The sequence below is a fragment of the Pseudomonas sp. GW822-FHT02E03 genome (assembly GCF_058802325.1).
In genome coordinates, this window is record NZ_JBXAOA010000049.1 from 1 (window position 1) to 18,724 (window position 18,724).

Genomic DNA, 18,724 nt, shown 5'->3' on the forward strand with positions numbered 1-18,724 from the left:
GAACTCAGCAGTGAAACGATGCATCGCCGATGGTAGTGTGGGGTTTCCCCATGTGAGAGTAGGTCATCGTCAAGATTGAATTCCGAAACCCCTGTCTGCTTATGCAGACAGGGGTTTTGTCTTTCTGGGCTATAGAAACCTCAATCTGGAATGGGGCACATCCTGCTCTTACGTGCCTTGCTACTCCTTCGAGCCAGCAACTTGCGCCACCAGATATAGATTCCCGTCACCGACAATACTGCAATCAAAACACCTAGCACCGCGATCATGACTTGCCCGGTGAGCCCAATGATCCGCCCTCCGTGTATCGGCAATTGCAGCCGATAAAAACGCTCTCCCAGGGTGCCTTGCCCTGCGATTTCCTGCCCCAGTAAACGCCCGTCCGTGCCATGGAAGAACAGCCAGGACTTTCCATGGGCCTCGGTATCATGTTGCCCAAACCCTGCCCCATAAAAGTTGTACTCAAAGCTGTAATACAACTCCCCGATTGCAGCGGTCAGCCCTAACTTTTGCCCCTCCTGTAACGCACGTTCATAAGCCTGTTGATAACTCAGCCGCGTAACTCCCAGCTCCTCAGCAGGCATGCGTCCGCGGGCCTCGTAAACGCTCGGCTCAATCGGCGAAAACAGTGAAACCACAGGCTTGAAGACCTGACTCGGCAGGTTCATGGCGACACTGCTGACCGCAATCGGTAGCAGCAACAACCAAAGCCACAACCCACCCGCCCGATGCAGGTCAAAATTCAGCCGGTAGGCATGCCCACCCTTGATCTTCCAGGCCGTCGACCACTTCTTCCAGAACGGTTTCCCTCGTGGAAGCGTCAGCCAAAGCGCGATGAAACAATCGACAACCCAGGCGATCGCGACCAGTCCCATTAACAACAATCCCCAGTTATTCGGCAGAACCAGGTTGTAGTGGAACTCCAGAATGAACGGAATGAAATTCTCCCGCTGAAAGCAGCATTCTCCCCAGAACCGCTGCCCTTTCTGCTCGCCATTGACCGGGTCCAGATAGAACACCTGATTGGGCTCGGAAAAAGGTTTTCCGGTCGCAGGATCATTACGCGGTACCGCAGCCAGCAATGCGGTATGACCCTGTTCTGACGGGTACTCCATGTACCAGACTTGTAGCCTCGGATGCTCCGCTTGCAGCTTGTCTACCAAAGTGCCGGGCGGCAAACGCTGACCGTCGGCAGACGCTGTATAGAACCCTGGATTGAGCCACTCATCCAGCTCATGATTGAACGCCAGGATGCTGCCCGTAAGCCCCGCCATCAGCAGAAACAACGCAGTCGCCAAACCAATGTAGCGATGAAGTAAAACCAGAAATGCACGCATGGAATTTTCCTGCAGAGACGACAAAGCCAGCTCCTGGATTCAGGGGCTGGCTTTTTTGGATAACAAGTCGTTAGAACTGGTAGCTCACGGTAGCGGCGACGTTGCGCTCTTCACCCAGGTAGCAGAAGTTCAGGCTGGCACAGGAGGCCACGTAGGACTCGTTGGTCAGGTTGTTCGCATTCAAACGTACGTCCACGCCCTTCAAGCCCACCTTGCCCAGGTCATAGCCGACAGACGCATCGAACAGCGTGTAGGACGGCACCTTCAGGGTGTTTTCCGCATCGGCCCAGCTGTAGCCGACATAACGCACGCCGCCGCCAAGACGCAGGCCATCAAGCGCTGCGCTGTCGAACTTGTAGTCCGCCCACACTGAGGCCATATGACGTGGCGCCTGAGTCGGCGAGTTGCCCTTGTTTTCGATCACGTCGGTTGCGGTGCTCAACGTACTGATCATCGACTTCGAATACTCGATGTCGGTGAAGGTGTAGCTGCCGAGCACTTTCAGGTTATCGGTCAGCTGCATGTGCGCTTCCAGTTCCAGACCCTGGGAGCGGACGGCGCCTACAGCGCGATAGAAGTTTTCCTGCGGCAGTTTGGTCGCCAGGTTTTCCTGATCGATGCGGAACAGCGACGCCGTGAACAAGTTGTCGGTGCCTGGTGGCTGGTACTTCAGGCCCACTTCCCACTGGGTGCCATCGGTCGGTGCCAGAGGATTGCCGGCGCTGTCCGCGTAGGAATTCGGGTTGAACGACTCGGAGTAGCTGATATACGGTGCGATGCCGTTATCGAACAGGTACAGCGCCCCAGCCCGGCCCGTCAGCTTGGTGCGTTCGTCACTGATTTCCGTGCCTACAGGGCGCCCCGCTTCAGCCAGCCGATTTTCATCGGAGGTTTCAACCCAGTCCTGACGCAGGCCCAAAGAGAAGCGCCACTTATCCATCTCGATCAGGTCTTGCAGGTAGACGCCGGTCTGTTCCAGGCGCCGCAGATAGCTGGTCGGGCTGTAGAAGTCGATGGCCGAATTGCCGTACACCGGATTGAACGCATCGATCGGCGCAAGACCGCCACTGGTCCAGTCGACCACCGTTTTGCGTCGCTGGTAGTCCGCGCCCATCAGCACGGTGTGTTTGGTTGCGCCGGTGAAGAACTCGGCTTGCAGCATGTTATCGACGATAAAGGCGTGGAGCTTTTCGTCGCCGCCGGTGTAATAGCGGTTCAACTCGTTACTGGTGGGGGTAGTCCAGCCATAGGCGTAAACCTGATCGATCTTCACCTTGGAGTCGAGATAACGAAAGTTCTGCCGAGCGGTGAAGACGTCGTTGAAGCGGTGTTCGAACTGATAACCGAAGGACTGTTGATCACGCTGGAAGCCATCAACACCCGGCTCGCCTTCGAAGAAGTTGGGGGAGATCCGATTGCCGTTGCGCTGATGGATCGTGCCATCGGCCGGGACGCCGCCGTGATAGCCGCCGTCGGGATCGTGTTGCAGATAGGCTTGCAGCGTCAGCGAGGTATCTTCGGTGAAATCGATGCTCACCGTCGGCGCCAGGGCGAAGCGCTTTTCCTCATTGTGGTCGAACTGTGTGTCGGACTGATCCGCCAACCCTGTCAGCCGATAGGCAATACGCTTGTCATCATCCACCGGCCCGCTGAAGTCGAAGCCCATGCCACGTTGGCCTTGAGTGCCCACCGTGGCCTGAACCTGATGATAGGGCTCATACAACGGTTTCTTGCTGGTCAACGCCACCAGCCCGCCCGGCGAGCTGCGACCGTAGAGCACCGACGACGGTCCTTTGAGAATATCGACTCGTTCGAGGAAATAGGGGTCTACCTGCATGGTGCTGTAGGTGCCGCTGTCACCCATGGATTTGAGGCCGTCGAGATAAATATTATCCACCGAGCCGTCGTTGAAACCGCGCATCGCCACGTAGTCGTAACGGTGGGTCGCGCCGTAAGGGTTGGTCAGCACGCCCGGGGTGTAGCGCATCGCCTGGGACACGGTTTGCGAGCCTTGGTCGTCCATTTGCTCGCGGGTCACCACGGACACGCTTTGTGAGGTTTCCAGCAGCGCGGTACTGGTCTTGGTGGCGATCTGGCTGTGCGTTGCGTTGTAACCATCCATGCTGCCCAGCGCGTTACCCAGGGCGAAGCCTTTGATGTCGGTGGCGGGCAGCGCCAGGGCTTCGGTTTCAGCAACGGGCCGCAGCACATAGCTGCTGCCATCCTGACTGACGGCCACAAGCCCTGTGCCATTGAGCAAATGACTCAACGCCTGATCCGCCGAATAGTCGCCCTGTAATCCCGGCGATTGAAGGCCCTGAGTTTGAGCCGGAGTCGTCGACAGCGTGATGCCCGCCTGACGCGCGAATTGATTGAGCACATCGCTCAAGGGGCCGGCGGCGATGTTGTAGCGGTGGCTACTGGCTTCGCTGCCCTGTGCAGCAACGCCAAGTGTCGGCAACAGGCCGACACCCAGTGCGGTCGAGAACAGCGCCGCGCGAATGGCGTGGCGCAATACGCCTGATTCCGCGGCGAAATGGAGAGGGTTCTTACTGATGGCGCGCACAGTCATTGTAGGTTTCCGTAGGAAGTCGCTGAAGGCAGAGTTGAAGTGCTTACTGACTAAGCCGGACTTGTTCGGAAAACCCGCCAAAAATAATTCAGGCCTGTCGCTCCAGCGTCACCCAATAGCGAGTGCGATAGCGCAGTTGCACCGCCAGGGTTTGCGGCAGAATGGCCAGCAGTTTGTCGGTGTCGTCGAGACGGAAAACCCCGGACAGCCGCAAGTGGGCAATATCCGCCGCGCAGGTCAGATAGCCGGGACGGTAACGTCCGACTTCATTAATGAAATCCCCGAGGCGCATGTTGCGGGTGACAATCAGGCCATCCACCCAGGCGCCCGCATCCATGTCCTGCGGCGGTGCCAACTGCGCTCGACTCCGATCGATCAGATAACTCTGCCCGGCCTGCACCTGAATCGGCAGCCCATCGGCGGCCCGTGGCGAATGGATTGCGACGACGCCGCTGGTGACGCTGAGCCGCGTGCAGTTGGCGTCCTGACGAACAATGAAGCGCGCAGCCACACTTTCGAATACACCGTGACGGCTTTGCACCCGCAACGGTCGATCAAACGAAACCCCTTCACTTGCCCCACCGCACGTCACGACGATCTCGCCGCGAGTCAGTTTGATCAGGCGCTGCTGCGCGGTGTAGTCCAGATCCACCGCGCTGGCGGTGTTGAGCTCCAGGCGCGTGCCATCCGGTAACTGGAAACCGCGTCGCTCGCCCGTGGCGGTGGCGAAGTCGGCGGTCCACTGTTGCCAGCCGACATCCTTGCCCAGCCATGCCGCTGAACCCATCAGCAATGCGCCCGACAGCAGCTTCAATGCCTGGCGCCGACCCAATCCCTGCGCGCTGTTTTCCAAAGTGTTGAAGGCGACTTGAGCCCCGGGCACCGCGCGCAAATTACTGCTCAACTCGGCTTGCAGGGACTGCACCCGTTGCCAGGCCAGTTCGTGATCATGGTGCTCGGCCCGCCAGACGTCGCATTGTTGGCGCAGTCTGGGATTGGTCGCGTTGTTACGCAGGCGCAGCAACCAATGGATGGCTTGTTTAACCACCTGCTGATGGGGCTCGCCGCGACGGTTCAGTGCTGAGTTATCCACAGGCATCACGCTTCGTACCGCAGCACGTAGCAGTGATACAGCGCGTCGGCCACATAACGCTCCACCGAACGCAGGGATAATCCCATGTGTTCGGCGATCTGCTTGTGGGTAAATCCTTCGCACTGGGCCAGCAGAAATGCCTGACGCACTTTCGGCTTCAGGCCTTCAAGCATGCGGGCGATGCTTTCCAGCAATTCGAGCACCAATGCCCGTGCCTCGGCGCTCGGGGTTTCGGCCTCAGGCAAATGGGCGATGGTTTCCAGGTACGCGCGCTCGATTTCCTCACGACGCCAATGGTCGATCACCAGGCCGCGGGCGATGGTTCGTAGAAAAGCGCGGGGGGCCTTGAGCTCCAGGCGTTCGGTTCTTTGCAGCAGCCGGACGAACGTGTCCTGAGCCAGATCCGCCGCATCGGCTGCATTGCCCAATCGCGCACGTAGCCACGTGTTGAGCCACCCGTGATGGCTGCTGTAAAGCGCCTGTACTGCAAACTCAGGTGAAGACATGAACGCGACAGCCCGACGTCACAAATGATAATTAGTCGCATTGTCATCAAGGGTCGGGAAATTTGCAACTGCCGTTCGAGCAGCCACCAGCAAACACTGCTATTCGCGCGCTCTGGCACGCCGTTCGGCGGTTATCCGACGGGTTTCGTACAAACCCCTAAGATTTCTCCCGCTCGTGCCGACAGACTGGTGAGACATGCGTGCACCAAAGTAGAGCGGCCCAAGAATGCCGTCTGCGCTGTTACATGGAATGTTGCAACCCGGAACGCATCCCCACTTTTTTGCATAAGAAGTCCCATGAAATGAATCTCAAGTTCAGCCATAAAATTCTGCTGGCCGCTTCAGGCGTCGTGGTGTTGGCATTTGCGTTGTTCACTTTGTACAACGACTATCTGCAGCGAAACACCATCCGACAAAACCTCGAGTCTTCCGTTGAACAAGCTGGCGAGCTGACTGCCAGCAGCGTGCAGAACTGGATGAGCGGCCGGGTGCTGGTCCTGGAAAACCTCGCGCAGAACATCGCTCATCAAGGCGCCAATGCCGATTTGCCGGGGCTGGTCGATCAACCTGCCCTCACCTCGAACTTCCAGTTCACCTACGTCGGGCAGGCCAATGGTGTGTTCACCCAGCGCCCTGACGCGAAGATGCCGGACGGCTACGATCCGCGTCAGCGCCCCTGGTACAAACAAGCCGTGGTCGCCGACAAGACCATGCTGACCCCGCCTTACATGGCCGCGGTCGGCGGGTTAGTGGTGACCATCGCCATGCCGGTGAAAAAGCAAGGCGAACTGCTGGGCGTCGTCGGCGGTGACCTCAGTCTGGAAACCCTGGTGAAGATCATCAACTCGGTGGACTTCGGTGGCATCGGTCACGCGTTCCTCGTCAGCGCCGACGGTCAGGTGATCGTCAGCCCGGACAAGGATCAGGTGATGAAGAACCTGAAAGACATCTATCCGGGTTCCAGTGTCCGCATCGGGAAAGGCAATCAGGAAGTAGAACTGAACAAGCAAGACCGCATCCTCTCGTTCACGCCGGTGAGTGGTTTGCCAAATGCCGAGTGGTACATCGGTCTGTCGATCGACAAGGCCAAGGCCTACGCACCACTGAGCCAGTTCCGCACTTCGGCGCTGATCGCGATGTTCATCGCCGTGACCGCCATTGCAGTGTTGCTGAGTCTGCTGATCAACGTACTGATGCGTCCGCTGACCACGATGGGTCGTGCGATGCAGGACATCGCTCAGGGCGAGGGCGACCTGACCCGTCGTCTGGTGGTAGAAAGCAAAGATGAGTTCGGCGAGTTGGGCGGCTCTTTCAACCAATTCGTGGAGCGGATTCACGCATCGATTTGCGAAGTGTCCTCGGCGACCCGTCAGGTTCATGACCTGTCGCAACGGGTGATGGCGTCGTCCAACGCTTCGATCGTCGGCTCCGACGAACAAAGCGCCCGCACCAACAGTGTGGCTGCGGCGATCAACCAGTTGGGCGCCGCCACCCAGGAAATCGCCCGCAACGCCGCCGATGCTTCGCAACACGCCAGCGGCGCGAGCGAGCAGGCCGATGACGGTCGTCAGGTGGTGGAAAAAACTATCCTGGCCATGACCGAGCTGTCGCAGAAAATCAGCCTGTCCTGCACGCAGATCGAAACCCTGAACGCGAGCACCGACAACATCGGCCACATTCTCGATGTGATCAAAGGTATTTCCCAACAGACCAATTTGCTGGCGCTCAACGCGGCCATCGAAGCGGCCCGCGCCGGTGAGGCCGGTCGTGGTTTTGCGGTGGTGGCGGACGAGGTGCGCAACCTTGCTCATCGCACCCAGGAATCGGCGGAAGAGATCCACAAGATGATCAGCTCGCTGCAGATCGGTTCTCGCGAAGCGGTGACCACGATGAATGCCAGTCAGGCATCCAGCGAGCAGAGTGTCGAAGTGGCGAACCAGGCCGGCCTGCGACTGGTCAGCGTGACCCAGCGCATCGGCGAAATCGACGGCATGAACCAGTCGGTGGCCGCAGCGACCGAAGAGCAGACCGCCGTGGTGGAAACCCTCAACGTCGACGTCAACCAGATCAACCTGTTGAACCAGCAGAGCGTGGCCAACCTCAATGAAACATTGAAGGATTGCGATGCGCTGTCCCAGCAGGCCAATCGGTTGAAGCAGTTGGTTGATAGTTTCAAGATTTGATTGAGGTCAGTTGAACCGCGTTATCGTTCAATCGCGGGCAAGCCCGCTCCCACATGGTTTGTGTCGTACACACATCCCCTGTGGGAGCGGGCTTGCCCGCGATAGGGGTAGATCAGTCACCGCTAGAACGAAGCCCTACACAAACAACTTCAACACATTCCCCATCGCATCATCGGCAAACCCCTGAAGGAAATCCTTGAACCCAGGCAGGGCTTGCTCACCGCCCTGAGCCGGTTCGGCGATGATGGTCCAGATTGCCCGCGACTTGTCTGCGCCGATGGATTCCACCCTCATCGCCGCCCACAAATTGCCTATGCCCAAGGTGTTGTAGATGAGGGTCCAGGTCATGTTCAGTGCCTGGTCGTCCCGAGAGTTGAGCTGCTCGACCACCAGGTGGTTGTCATCCTTGAAGAATTTCTTGCGCAGTGACGACACACCTTCGCCCGTCATCTCGATGTGCGACAGCGCCGGAATGAATCGATCGAAGCCGGCAAAGTTGCCGACCACCGCCCAGACTTGCGCCGCATCGGCCGGTACTTCCACCGAAGACACAACATGGCAGCCGTGAGGATTTTTGATCAGGGTATCGGGTTGCAGAGTATTCATGGTTTTGCTCCGTGCAGGGTTAGGGTGAATCAGATGAAGTTGATTTCTTTGAGGTAGTCGCAGCCGCGCCGCAGCAGCGCCGGGGATTTTTCCGGGTAATGCGCGCCCATCTGCCGCACGCCGGCCTGGGCGTTGTCGTGGCCGATCATCGAGATGTCGCCGATGTCTTCTTCGAAGCCGTTGAGGTAGAAACCGAGCACGCCAAACAGCGCGTTTTCGCTATCGACGCGGCTCAGTTGCTGCTGCCAGTCGGCGACGCTGACCATGGCGAATTCCCGACCGGTCTCGCGAAATGGCGCCACGTAGGCGTCCCAGCTCAGGGGCTCGGGATTGTGCAGGTTGAACACGGCTTTTTCGGCCTGGTAACGGCTGGCGTGGAAGGCGATGAAACGGGCGAGGAAATCCACCGGCATCAGGTCGAAATTCAGCGCCAGTTCCGGCACCTGGCCGAGCTGGATCGAGCCCTTGAGCATCAGCATCAAGCGATTTTTGTGGGGCTGGCAGACGCCGGTGAGGCTGTTGAAACTGATGTTGCCGGGGCGATAAAGATTGACCCGCACCCCACGCTCCCGCGCCCGCTCGAGGATCCGCTCGCCGACCCACTTGGACAGGTTGTAGCCGTTCCTGATGTAGATCGGCGGTGTCTGCGCGGCGGGCAACTCCAGCACCCGGCCATCGTCGGAAATCGTGCTGGACGCCGAGAGCGTCGAGACGAAGTTGAAGATCTTCTTGCTGCGCCCTTCACACAGGCGCAGGCACTCGAAAATCGGCTCGACGTTATCCCGCGCCAACGACTCGTAATCGAGGACGTGATTGACGTTGGCGGCGTTGTGCACCAGCGCGCCGAAGGTGCGGTCGATGCGTGCGTAAACGTCGTCCGGCAAACCCAATTGCGGTTGGGTGATGTCGGCGGCGTAAACGCTGACCCGGCTCAGGTCCAGATGGGTGAGACGGTTATCCCGCAGGGCCTGGGCGAAACGTTCGGCCGCGCTTTGTCCGCCGGACTCACGCACCAGGCACGCAACCTCGGTGGCGCCCCAGGCCAGCAAAGCCTCGACGATGTGTACCCCGAGAAAGCTGTTGGCGCCGGTCACCAGCACTTTATGTACATCACCGCACTGGCTGACCGGCAGCGGATCGAGGTTGAGTTCGGCTTCGGCATCGATGAAGGCCTGGGGGCTGAGTGTCGAAGCTGCGCTTTGCTCGGGACCATCGAGCAGCTTGGCGAGGGTCAGCAACGTGGGCGCTTCGATGAAGCGATTGATCGAGAGGCTGCGACCGAACACCTGGCGGATGCTCAGCAGAAGCTGTGACAGCAGAATCGAATGCCCGCCCAGGTTGAAGAAGCTTTCATCGGTGGCAATCTCCTCGACCGGCAGCTCAAGCAACTCGGACCACAGCTGGCGCAACTGCATCTGCAACGGGGTCTGCGGCTGGCGCCGCTGACTGGCGACCTGGGCCTGTACCGAGGTCGCGAGCAGAGCCCGTCGATCGACCTTGCCGTTACTGGTGTAAGGCAGGCGTGGCAGCTCAATGTAGGCGCCGGGGTGCATGTAACCGGGCAGCGTGTTTTGCACATGCTCGCGCAAGGCTGGCAGAGCGGTGCCGGGGCGGTCCTCCCTCGGGTGAACCAGGTACGCCAGAATCCGCCGCCGTTCATCGATCACCACTGCTACCTGACGAAACAGATGGCTTTCGCGCAGACAATGCTCGATTTCCTCGGGCTCGACCCGAAAGCCCCGGATCTTCACCTGGTTATCCCGACGCCCACTCAGCTCGATCCCGTCGTCGGTCCACTGGCCGATATCGCCGGTGCGATAAACCCGCAACGCCTGCCCGTTGGGCAGCGTCAGGTTGAGGTAGCGCGCCGCCGTCAGCGCTGGGTCGTTCAGATAACCCAGGCCGACACCCGGCCCGGCGATGTACAGCTCGCCGGGTGTGCCTTGAGGCACTGGTTGCAGTTGCTCATCCAGAATCAATACCCGGCCATTGGCGATGGGGATACCGAGGTTCCGATTGCTATCGCCGACGCAAAATTGCCGCGTGGTGGCTAACACTGTGGTTTCGGTCGGGCCATAAATATTGTGGAATCGGCATTGCGGTGCGAGCTGCGCGATCACGAACGGCTCGCAGACATCGCCGCCGGTAATCAAGTGCTCAAGGCCCAGCGGTGCTTGCAGCGGCATGACGCTCAGCAGCGCCGGCGGCAGGAAGGCGTGGGTCACTTGCTGTGCGCGAATCAACTCGACCAATTGCTGTGGATCGCGACGCTGGTCGTCGCTGGGCACCACCAGTCGCGCGCCTTGGATAAAGGTCGGCAGGATATCCAGCAGCGACGCGTCGAAATTGATCGTGGAAAACTGCAACGCCCGACTGCTGCGCTGCAACCCGACGTGGTCGGCGTACCAGGCACAGAAATGGCTGAGGTTGCGATGGCTGAGCAACACGCCTTTGGGCTGGCCGGTGGTGCCGGAGGTGTAGATCGCCACGGCCGGTTCGTCGATGTTCACCGTGCGGCGGATCAGCGAGGCCGGGAGGCCGGGCTTGGGCGAAGGCAGACGGCGAATGTCCAGCATCGGCAGCGAGACGTCGCCCAACTCGCTGGCGCCGTCGTGCAACAGCAGGTCTGCGTTGGCGTTTTCCAGAATGAAGCGCCGACGTTGTGCCGGATGCTGCGGGTCCAGCGGCAGGTACACCGCACCGCAACCCAGCACCGCCAGAATCGCCGCGTACAGTTGCAGTGACTTGGGCAGGCACACGCCGATCACCAGAGGGCGGTCGGTTGCGCCGCGATGGCGCAGCATGTCCAGCATCGGTTGTTGCAAGCTCAACGCCAGGCTGCGCAAGGCTTTGTAATCGACGAGCAAACCATCGACCCACAGGGCCGGTTGCGTTGCGTCATCGAGCATGCGCTGCTCAATGCTGTGCATCACCGGCACTTGGGCGGCGGCCAGCAGCCACGGCACCGCAGGCGCATTGAGGCGGTGTTCGAAGGCCAGCATCTCCAGTGCATCAAGCCCATGCAATAGTGGGGCGGCAGCGCCGACCTCCGCCGTGGGCCAATGATCGAAACAGGCCTCATCCCGGGAAAACTGGCTGACCAGCCGTGCGCCGCTTTCGACTACCGCTGCCAGTGTGCGCAGGCGCAGGGACTGGCCGTTGCCGCAGCTTTCAGGAGCGATAACCTGCCGCCATAAAAGTCGCTGCGCACCGTCGCGAAAAACCACCACCGGCTGCGGCAACGTCTCGTCCACCAGGGCATCGAGTGACACGCGTACCTCCAGGCGAGACCGGGCCTGGACGCCGTCGCACGGCGCCGTTCCGTCGTCGATCAACAAATCCACCGGGCAGTGATTGGCCGGCGATTCAATACGCACGACACCATGGCCGTGCAGTTCAAGTTCAAGGGCCAGTTCAGCCATTGCCTGGCTGCTGCCAGACACTGCAATTTCAAGGCGTCTCATGGACGGATCCTCAAGGAGTCAGGTAATCGGCCAGGGCGTCGCGCACGCAGGGGGAGGCGAGCATCGAACTGCTGCGAAAGAAGCGCGTGATGTTGCCCACCAGCGGATGAAATCGGTTGATGGGGTAGGCCAGCGCACTGGCGTCTTCACGCAGCGACTGGCGTACCGATTCATCGACGGACAGGTGAGCGATCAGCTCGAAATCGAACGCCCGCTGCAGATCGCTCGCCAAGTACTGGGCGATGAAACCCGGCATCAAGCGCGCTATCGCATGGCGGTCCTCTTCGGGGGCGGTGCTCCAGTAAATCTGCACCAGCCGCGTCCAGAAACCGGCGTGACGTCCCTCATCCATAAGGTGGTCGGCCATCAAACCCTTGATCGAAGCCTTGACCGAATCGTCCCGGGCGAAGGCCGCCACTTCATTGGTCACGGTGTTTTCGGCAATGGCGATGCAGATCAGCTCTACGGCGCTGAGCAGGTGCTTCGGTGCCTGGGCCAGCGTCGCCGGTATCGCGCGGCTGAGTTCGATCTGCATGGGCAACGGGATCGGTGCGATGCCGGTCATGTCGATGGTCTGCTGCATGAAATCCATCGCCACCAGTGCGTGGTAATCCTCGTCTACCACGACCGTCATCGCGTCGTAGCGGCAGGCGAACGGGAACTCAATGCCGAAGCTGTTCTTGGCGATGCGGCGGGCGGTGTGATCCACCAGCTCAGTCTCGAAAATCACGACGTCGTTGATGAACTTGTAAAGGCTCTGCACCAGCACAAAGTCGCGCAGCTGCGGGCAGTGGCTGAGAAAGGTCTGGCTGTGGACCAGGGGTTGGCGGCTCATGGGGAAGATCAGTTTGTCGTCGTCTTCGAGCCGGCGTCGTGGCCGGGTGCGAATGGTGGCGCGGCTTTCCCAGGCGTCAGCGAAGGATTGGTAGTGGATGGCATTCATGGCGTCACCTGCGCAACCGGTTGGGCCATGCTCTGACGCAAGCCGTCCCACAGGGCGGCGCGGCTTTGGACGGCGGCGAGCGCAGCGGCCAGAACTTCGGTTTCGCGCTGCGGGTCGCCATCGATCAGCCGTGCCAGCAGTTTTTCCGCCGCCGGGCCGTGGTCTTCGGAATCGACTTCAATATGCCGTTGCAGGTAGTAACGAAACGTCGGGGCTTGATCCAGGCCAATGCCCCAGGCATCCAGCATGCGCTGGAACATCTGCGGAATGACGCTCTCGCGACCATGCACGAACGCGGCAGCCACGCTGTGCGCCGGGGCGTGCAGGGCTGTGTGCAGGGTCTGGCGGACGAACTCTGCCGCCGCTGGTTCGACCTCGACACTGTCCAGCGCGGTCTGGGGGCTTACGCCTTCCTGCTGCAGCGTGATGAATCGCTTGATGGCCCGGGTGTCCGCGCCGACCTCCTGCATGGCATCCAGATACAATTCGAAGTGGCTGCAATACCCCGCCCCCGGGCGGTCATCCGATTCTTCTCCCAGCACGATTTCGTTGATCAGACGTGCAGCTTGCGGGTCCGCCGGCGGCAGCCAGGGCAGATGGACACAAGTGAGTTCACGTTGCAGCCGTTTGGTCAGGGACATGAAGTCCCACACCGCGAAAACATGGCTTTCCATAAAACGGCGCAATAAGTTAATTGATGTTATTTCGGAAAATACCGGGTGTTGGCCAAGTTCGCGTTTTTTCAGAAAAAGTTGTTCTTTAGTTGGCTGCATATGAACGTCCTCATCAATGTTGTTTGGCGGCAAGGTCGCCCGCTTTTTTATAAAGACGAGCGGGCGCTTGAACCGAAATCCATGGAGTACCAAAGTTGTTTAAATATTCGCTCTGAATGCCCGTGCCGGCCTTGAAGGTCTTGCCTGGTAGGGCTTTTACGGAATCAGGAGCGGTCGATAACGGCTCGACGAAGAAAAAACTAATACACGAAACAAGTAGGCGGCAAGCGATATTTTAATTATTTGAAGTGGGCGGTTTATTGGGCATGAAGTGGCCTTATAAAACTTTTTATATAAGTTTTATTCAGGCGAAGTGGCTCCTTCCGATTTGTATTCATCAGAATTGAATAGATTGAGTGAATGCCTCACTCAGAGCACTTCAGGGAACAGGGAATCAAGATTTGATGTTTTATGGGCGGGACATCGGTCGGACTTCCGATTATCCCGCCTGTTGGCGCCGCTCCTTGCGTATTGGCTTCGATTCGCCTGGTTTTCTGTCAGGCGCTGACTTCTTTTGGTCTGTTTGAATCGATAAACGCAAGAGTGAGCCTAAATCAATGGCAGTGCCATTGAACTGATGGCGGCGAGAGAGGCGGCCACGGCCGAACGCGGCGCCAGGCAGGTGCGAATAGGAAGGGGAAGGAGGAGCGATAGGTAAGAAAGTGATACGCCGGCCAGATCGCCGGCGAGCGATTAACGTTTTAGCTGTTGATCCAGATACCGCCGCATGGTGGCGGAGGCTTTTTCCAGGTGCTGCTCCAGCAAGGCAACCGCTTTATCGATGTCTTTGGCCCTCGCGGCCTCGAGCAGTGCGCGATGGTCGTCTTGGGTGAGTTTACCCAGCCCCATGGACGACAGATGAAAGCGCAGGAAGCGCTCTTCTTCATTGAGCTCTCGTTCGATCAGGCCCAGAAGCTTGCGGTTAGGTGCCTTGTGGTAAAGCGACATGTGAAACAGCCGATTGAGCTTGCCGATCTCGGAGTAATCGGTTTGCGCTTCCAGTTGCTCGATATATTGGGCCGCCCGCGCCAGGTCGCTGTCATCGAGCAGCGGAATGGACAGGCGCAAAGCGAATGACTCCAGCACCGAGCGCAAGGCGTAGGTCTCGACCGCATCGTTGTCGATCAGCGGGGCCACCACGGCGCCTTTGTGCGGGACCACATTAAGCAGTGATTGCGCCTCCAACTGGCGCAATGCCTCGCGCACCGGCATGCGGCTTACGCCGAACAGGTCCGCCAGTTCCTGCTGGCGCAGGGCGGTACTGCGCGGCAGGCGTCCGTCCAGGATGGCCGCGCGCAGGGTTTCTTCGATCACCGAGCGTGCCAGATGAGCGGGAATCGGCCCGTTGACCTTGATACTGCTGAGAGGGCTAGGCTTCTGTGTCACAACAAACGCACCCTGATTGGCTGATAAATTCTGGATCCAAATGGACCCTAGTGACTGGCTGACAGGTTGTCAAACGGGCAAAAGATCGCATTACCTTAAAGTCTAGCGTGCCGACGGTGATCTCACCGTGCCATTGTCTTTTACCGGGCTAACCTGCACCATCAACCGACTTCCACCTGCCTACCCTGGATGCCTCGCATTGGCGGTACGTTTCGCGATCCCTCGGACTTTGCGCTGGCTAGGCTGCGCACTGCTGCTGGCCGGCGCCATGCTGGGCGGGCTGCATGCCGATTGGGATTTTTCGCTGATCAGCCGTCGCGCGCAGGCATTGTACGGGCCTTTGGGTGAAGGGCAGCAGCGCATCGATGCCTGGCAGCAGTTGCTGGCCACGCAGAAGCAGATTGGCGAGCTGGAACAGCTCAACGTGGTCAACCGGTTCTTCAACAAGCAGATGCGCTACGAAGAAGACATCGACCTGTGGCACGAGGTCGATTATTGGGAAACGCCGATCGAAGGCTTATGGAAAGGCGCCGGCGACTGCGAAGACTACGCTATCGCCAAGTATTTCAGCCTGCGCCATCTCGGTGTCTCCAGTGACAAGCTGCGCATCACCTACGTCAAGGCTTTGCGCCTGAACCGCGCGCACATGGTCCTGACCTACTATTCGAGCCCGGAGGCCATGCCTTTGGTGCTCGACAGCCTGATCGACGCGATCAAACCTGCCAGCCAGCGAACCGATTTGCTGCCGGTCTACTCTTTCAATGCCGAAGGGTTGTGGTTGCCGGGTGCCAAGGGCAACAAAAAGGTCGGAGACACCAAACGCCTGTCCCGCTGGCAGGATGTGTTGAAGAAAATGCAGGCCGAAGGTTTTCCGGTCGAGACGACTAACTAGGAGCACGCGCTCAGATGTCTTTGTTCAAACAGCTGTTGATCGCTATCTGTCTGTTCCTGGTGGTCGCCTTCACCGGCAGCTTCATGGTCAGTCTGGAAAGCTCGCGCACCCAGTACGTCAACCAGTTGCGCTCCCATGCCCAGGACGCAGCCACGGCGTTGGCGCTGTCCCTGACGCCGAACATCGACGACCCGGCGATGGTCGAGCTGCTGGTCAGTTCGATCTTCGACAGCGGTTATTACGCGAGCATCCGTGTGGTCGACCTGGCCAACGACAAGACGATTGTCGAGCGCAGCGGCATCCCGGCGGTCACCAATGTGCCGGACTGGTTCGTCAAACTGATCGGCCTGGAACCGGCCGGTGGCGATGCGCTTGTCAGCCGTGGCTGGGAGCAGGCCGCGCGGGTCGAGGTGGTCAGCCATCCGATGTTCGCGTTGGCCAAGTTGTGGCAGAGCGCGTTGGGCAGCCTCGGCTGGTTACTGATCTGCGGCGCGGTGAGTGCGGTGCTGGGCGCGCTGTTGCTGCGCCGGCAACTGAAGCCGCTGGATTACATGGTCAAGCAATCCCACGCCATTGCTCGCCGCGAATTCCTCAGCCTGCCGGAACTGCCGCGCACCCCGGAACTGCGCCGGGTGGTGCAGGCGATGAACCAGATGGTCGAGAAGCTCAAGGCGCTGTTTCAGGAGCAGGCCGAACGCAGTGAAAAACTGCGGGCCGAGTCCTATCAGGACAACCTGACCGGCCTGGCCAACCGACGCTATTTCGAAATGCAATTGAACGCGCGAGTGAGCAATGCCGAGCAGGCCAGTTCCGGCTATTTGCTGCTGCTGCGGGTCAAGGACCTGGCTGGTTTGAACCAGCGGCTGGGTGGTCAGCGCACCGATGAGTTGTTGAAAGCGGTGGGCGAGCAGTTGTCCCGCGAGTGCGCCAAGTACCCGGAAACCCAGAACCTCGTCACGCGCATTCGTGGCGGTGAGTTCGCCGTGCTGGCGCCGGGGCTGGTGCGCGAAGAAGCGCTGCAACTGGCGAGTAACCTCGACAGCGCCTTGGCGAGCCTGCATGCGACGGGCGCCACGGACGTGGCGTCGGTGGCCTCGATCGGGCTGGCGCCGTTTGCCCATGGCGACTCGCCGCAAGCAGTGATCGGGTTGGCGGATCAGGCGTTGGCCCAGGCGGAAAGTCAGGGCGAACCGAGCTGGGCGTGCCTCGATCACAGTGCATCGGCCCGGGTTGGCGATGACCACCATGCCTGGCACACCTTGCTGGATCAGGCGTTGGATCAGCAGCGTTTCGAGCTGTACTTCCAGCCGGTGGTGGCCAGCCACGACACGCAGGTGGTGCTGCATTACAAAGTGCTGTCGCGCTTGCTCGACGAGCAGGACCAGACCATTCCCGCCGGGCGTTTCCTGCCGTGGCTCGAGCGTTTCGGCTGGACCGCGCGGCTGGACCGTTTGATGCTGGAACTGGTGCTTGAACAGATGGCCGAGCATGAAGAGTCGCTGGCGCTGAACCTGTCTTCGGCAACGCTGGCGGATCCGCAGGCGCTGAACAAAGTGTTCGAGATTCTGCGTCAGCATTCGAATCTCGGGGAACGACTGACCCTGGAAATCGGCGAAGAGCAATTGCCTGAACAAGCGGTGCTGGAACAGCTGACGCGGCGTCTTCGCGAGCTTGGGTTCTCGTTGAGCCTGCAGCGCTTTGGTGGACGTTTCAGCATGATCGGCAATTTGGCGCGGCTGGGGTTGGCGTATCTGAAAATCGACGGCAGTTACATCCGGGCGATTGATCAGGAGAGTGATAAGCGCCTGTTCATCGAGGCGATTCAGCGGGCGGCGCATAGCATTGATTTGCCGCTGATTGCCGAGCGGGTCGAGACCGAAGGGGAGTTGGCGGTGATTCGTGAGATGGGGTTGTATGGGGTTCAGGGGCAGTTGTTTGGTGAGCCTAAGCCTTGGCAGTAGCCCACTGATCATTCCCACGCTCTGCGTGGGAATGCAGCCTGTGACGCTCCGCGTCACAACGGTGTCAGGCGCAACGTGGGCGGTGGGGCTGGAACGCGGAGCGTCCCTTGAGGAATTCCCACGCAGAGCGTGGGAACGATTACCGCTAGCGAAGTCCTAGGAGATTTCCTTCAGGTTGTAGCGGTGTTGGTGAACTTGTCCGGGCTCAGGCTCAGGGCTAGTCTGGCTTTTGGCGGCTGCGCGCAGGAGATTCTCGGATCTGCTGGGTGTCCTAAACAGTCCCGGTCTTGCACACCTGCGCACGGCCGCCACCTCTTTACCGTGTCCCCCGACATCGACCCCGAAGCCCCGAGCATCAACGCTGTGCAGCTGTTGGTGGAACGGGCGCTGGATCATCTTGAATCGCCGCAGATGCAGGCTCGGGCCGAGGTTTAGCGTGAGGTAGCACAGATGATCGTTCCCACGCTCTGCGTGGGAATGCAGCCCGTGACGCTCCGCGTCACAATGGTGCCAGGCGCAACGTCGGCGGTGGGGCTGGAACGCGGAGCGTCCCTTGAGGCATTCCCACGCAGAGCGTGGGAACGATCGGCGTCGGGCGTTAGATCAACCCCGTCTCATCATCATCGATCAACTGGCTCAACCCGCCCAACGCTTCACGGGCCTGGGTCCGGTCCATCAGCTTGGCCTGCGCGGCGGCCGGCAGGTCGGTGACGCGGATCACGCCTTTTTGGGTCAGCACCTGAATCAAGTCGTCGAGTACCCGGATCATTTCCAGGTCGCTCTGCTTGAGCTGCTTGAGGCTGGTCTCAACCACTTCATGGGCAAACCAGGCCTGGATTTCATGGTGATCGGCCGGCAGCGTTTCCGTGGCCTCGGCGTAGGCCGTGGCTTCCACGCGCACTAACTGACCTTGCGCATCGCGTTGCACGTAAAACATTGAGCATCCCTCGGAAATGGACCAGCGTCATGCTGTCAGCAGCATAGGCCAACGCAGGCGAGTATGCGGTG

General features: G+C 59.7%; 13 protein-coding genes and 1 rRNA gene. 4 read left to right on the top strand and 10 right to left on the bottom strand.

Annotated elements, in window-relative coordinates:
* Window positions 1-75, top strand: a 5S ribosomal RNA gene (rrf, locus tag AC1RQB_RS24570); the annotation flags it as partial.
* A gap of 65 nt (window positions 76-140) precedes the next feature.
* On the opposite strand, the gene AC1RQB_RS24575 is transcribed toward rrf, so the two are convergent.
* The 4 genes from AC1RQB_RS24575 to AC1RQB_RS24590 all read right to left on the bottom strand — a co-directional run bounded on the left by AC1RQB_RS24575 (window position 141) and on the right by AC1RQB_RS24590 (window position 5,508).
* The gene (locus tag AC1RQB_RS24575; RefSeq protein ID WP_063341972.1) at window positions 141-1,337 is read right to left on the bottom strand and encodes a PepSY-associated TM helix domain-containing protein; all 1,197 of its coding nucleotides are present in this window, start codon (window positions 1,335-1,337) and stop codon (window positions 141-143) included.
* Between the two features lie 70 nt (window positions 1,338-1,407).
* Window positions 1,408-3,909 carry a TonB-dependent siderophore receptor gene (locus tag AC1RQB_RS24580; RefSeq protein ID WP_063341971.1) on the bottom strand — a complete coding sequence of 834 codons (2,502 nt, stop codon included), beginning with the start codon at window positions 3,907-3,909 and terminating at the stop codon, window positions 1,408-1,410.
* An 88-nt stretch (window positions 3,910-3,997) separates the two neighbouring features.
* On the bottom strand, window positions 3,998-5,008 hold the full coding sequence (locus tag AC1RQB_RS24585) for a FecR domain-containing protein (protein WP_063341970.1): 1,011 nt from the start codon (window positions 5,006-5,008) through the stop codon (window positions 3,998-4,000).
* Complete coding sequence (locus tag AC1RQB_RS24590; protein WP_008076504.1) at window positions 5,008-5,508, bottom strand: sigma-70 family RNA polymerase sigma factor; 501 nt, start codon at window positions 5,506-5,508, stop codon at window positions 5,008-5,010. Before AC1RQB_RS24590 ends, AC1RQB_RS24585 begins: the two co-directional genes overlap by 1 nt.
* A gap of 302 nt (window positions 5,509-5,810) precedes the next feature.
* On the opposite strand from AC1RQB_RS24590, the gene AC1RQB_RS24595 reads away from it, so the two are divergent.
* Window positions 5,811-7,691 (top strand): methyl-accepting chemotaxis protein, encoded by a 1,881-nt coding sequence (locus AC1RQB_RS24595; RefSeq protein ID WP_063341969.1) that lies wholly within the window; start codon window positions 5,811-5,813, stop codon window positions 7,689-7,691.
* Window positions 7,692-7,826: 135 nt separating this feature from the next.
* Here AC1RQB_RS24595 and AC1RQB_RS24600 read toward each other — a convergent pair whose 3' ends face one another.
* From AC1RQB_RS24600 to AC1RQB_RS24620, 5 genes are all read right to left on the bottom strand, one after another.
* A complete protein-coding gene (locus AC1RQB_RS24600) occupies window positions 7,827-8,297 on the bottom strand; it encodes an SRPBCC family protein (protein WP_008076509.1) in 471 nt (156 codons plus the stop codon).
* A 29-nt stretch (window positions 8,298-8,326) separates the two neighbouring features.
* On the bottom strand, window positions 8,327-11,761 hold the full coding sequence (locus AC1RQB_RS24605; RefSeq protein ID WP_063341968.1) for a non-ribosomal peptide synthetase: 3,435 nt from the start codon (window positions 11,759-11,761) through the stop codon (window positions 8,327-8,329).
* 10 nt (window positions 11,762-11,771) lie between these two features.
* Window positions 11,772-12,704, bottom strand: a complete 933-nt coding sequence (locus AC1RQB_RS24610) for a diiron oxygenase (RefSeq protein WP_063341967.1) — start codon at window positions 12,702-12,704, stop codon at window positions 11,772-11,774.
* On the bottom strand, window positions 12,701-13,477 hold the full coding sequence (locus tag AC1RQB_RS24615) for a DUF3050 domain-containing protein (RefSeq protein ID WP_063341966.1): 777 nt from the start codon (window positions 13,475-13,477) through the stop codon (window positions 12,701-12,703). The genes AC1RQB_RS24610 and AC1RQB_RS24615 overlap by 4 nt, the downstream gene beginning before the upstream one ends.
* Window positions 13,478-14,170: 693 nt before the next feature.
* Entirely contained in the window at window positions 14,171-14,863 is a 693-nt protein-coding gene (locus AC1RQB_RS24620; protein WP_008076519.1) for a GntR family transcriptional regulator, read from the bottom strand.
* A 199-nt stretch (window positions 14,864-15,062) separates the two neighbouring features.
* On the opposite strand from AC1RQB_RS24620, the gene lapG reads away from it, so the two are divergent.
* Together lapG and lapD are read left to right on the top strand one after the other, a co-directional pair.
* Entirely contained in the window at window positions 15,063-15,755 is a 693-nt protein-coding gene (lapG, locus tag AC1RQB_RS24625; RefSeq protein ID WP_008076522.1) for a cysteine protease LapG, read from the top strand.
* A gap of 14 nt (window positions 15,756-15,769) precedes the next feature.
* Complete coding sequence (lapD, locus tag AC1RQB_RS24630) at window positions 15,770-17,716, top strand: cyclic di-GMP receptor LapD (RefSeq protein WP_063341965.1); 1,947 nt, start codon at window positions 15,770-15,772, stop codon at window positions 17,714-17,716.
* A gap of 598 nt (window positions 17,717-18,314) precedes the next feature.
* On the opposite strand, the gene AC1RQB_RS24635 is transcribed toward lapD, so the two are convergent.
* Window positions 18,315-18,653, bottom strand: a complete 339-nt coding sequence (locus AC1RQB_RS24635; protein ID WP_007896114.1) for a hypothetical protein — start codon at window positions 18,651-18,653, stop codon at window positions 18,315-18,317.
* Between the last annotated feature and the right edge of the window lie 71 nt (window positions 18,654-18,724).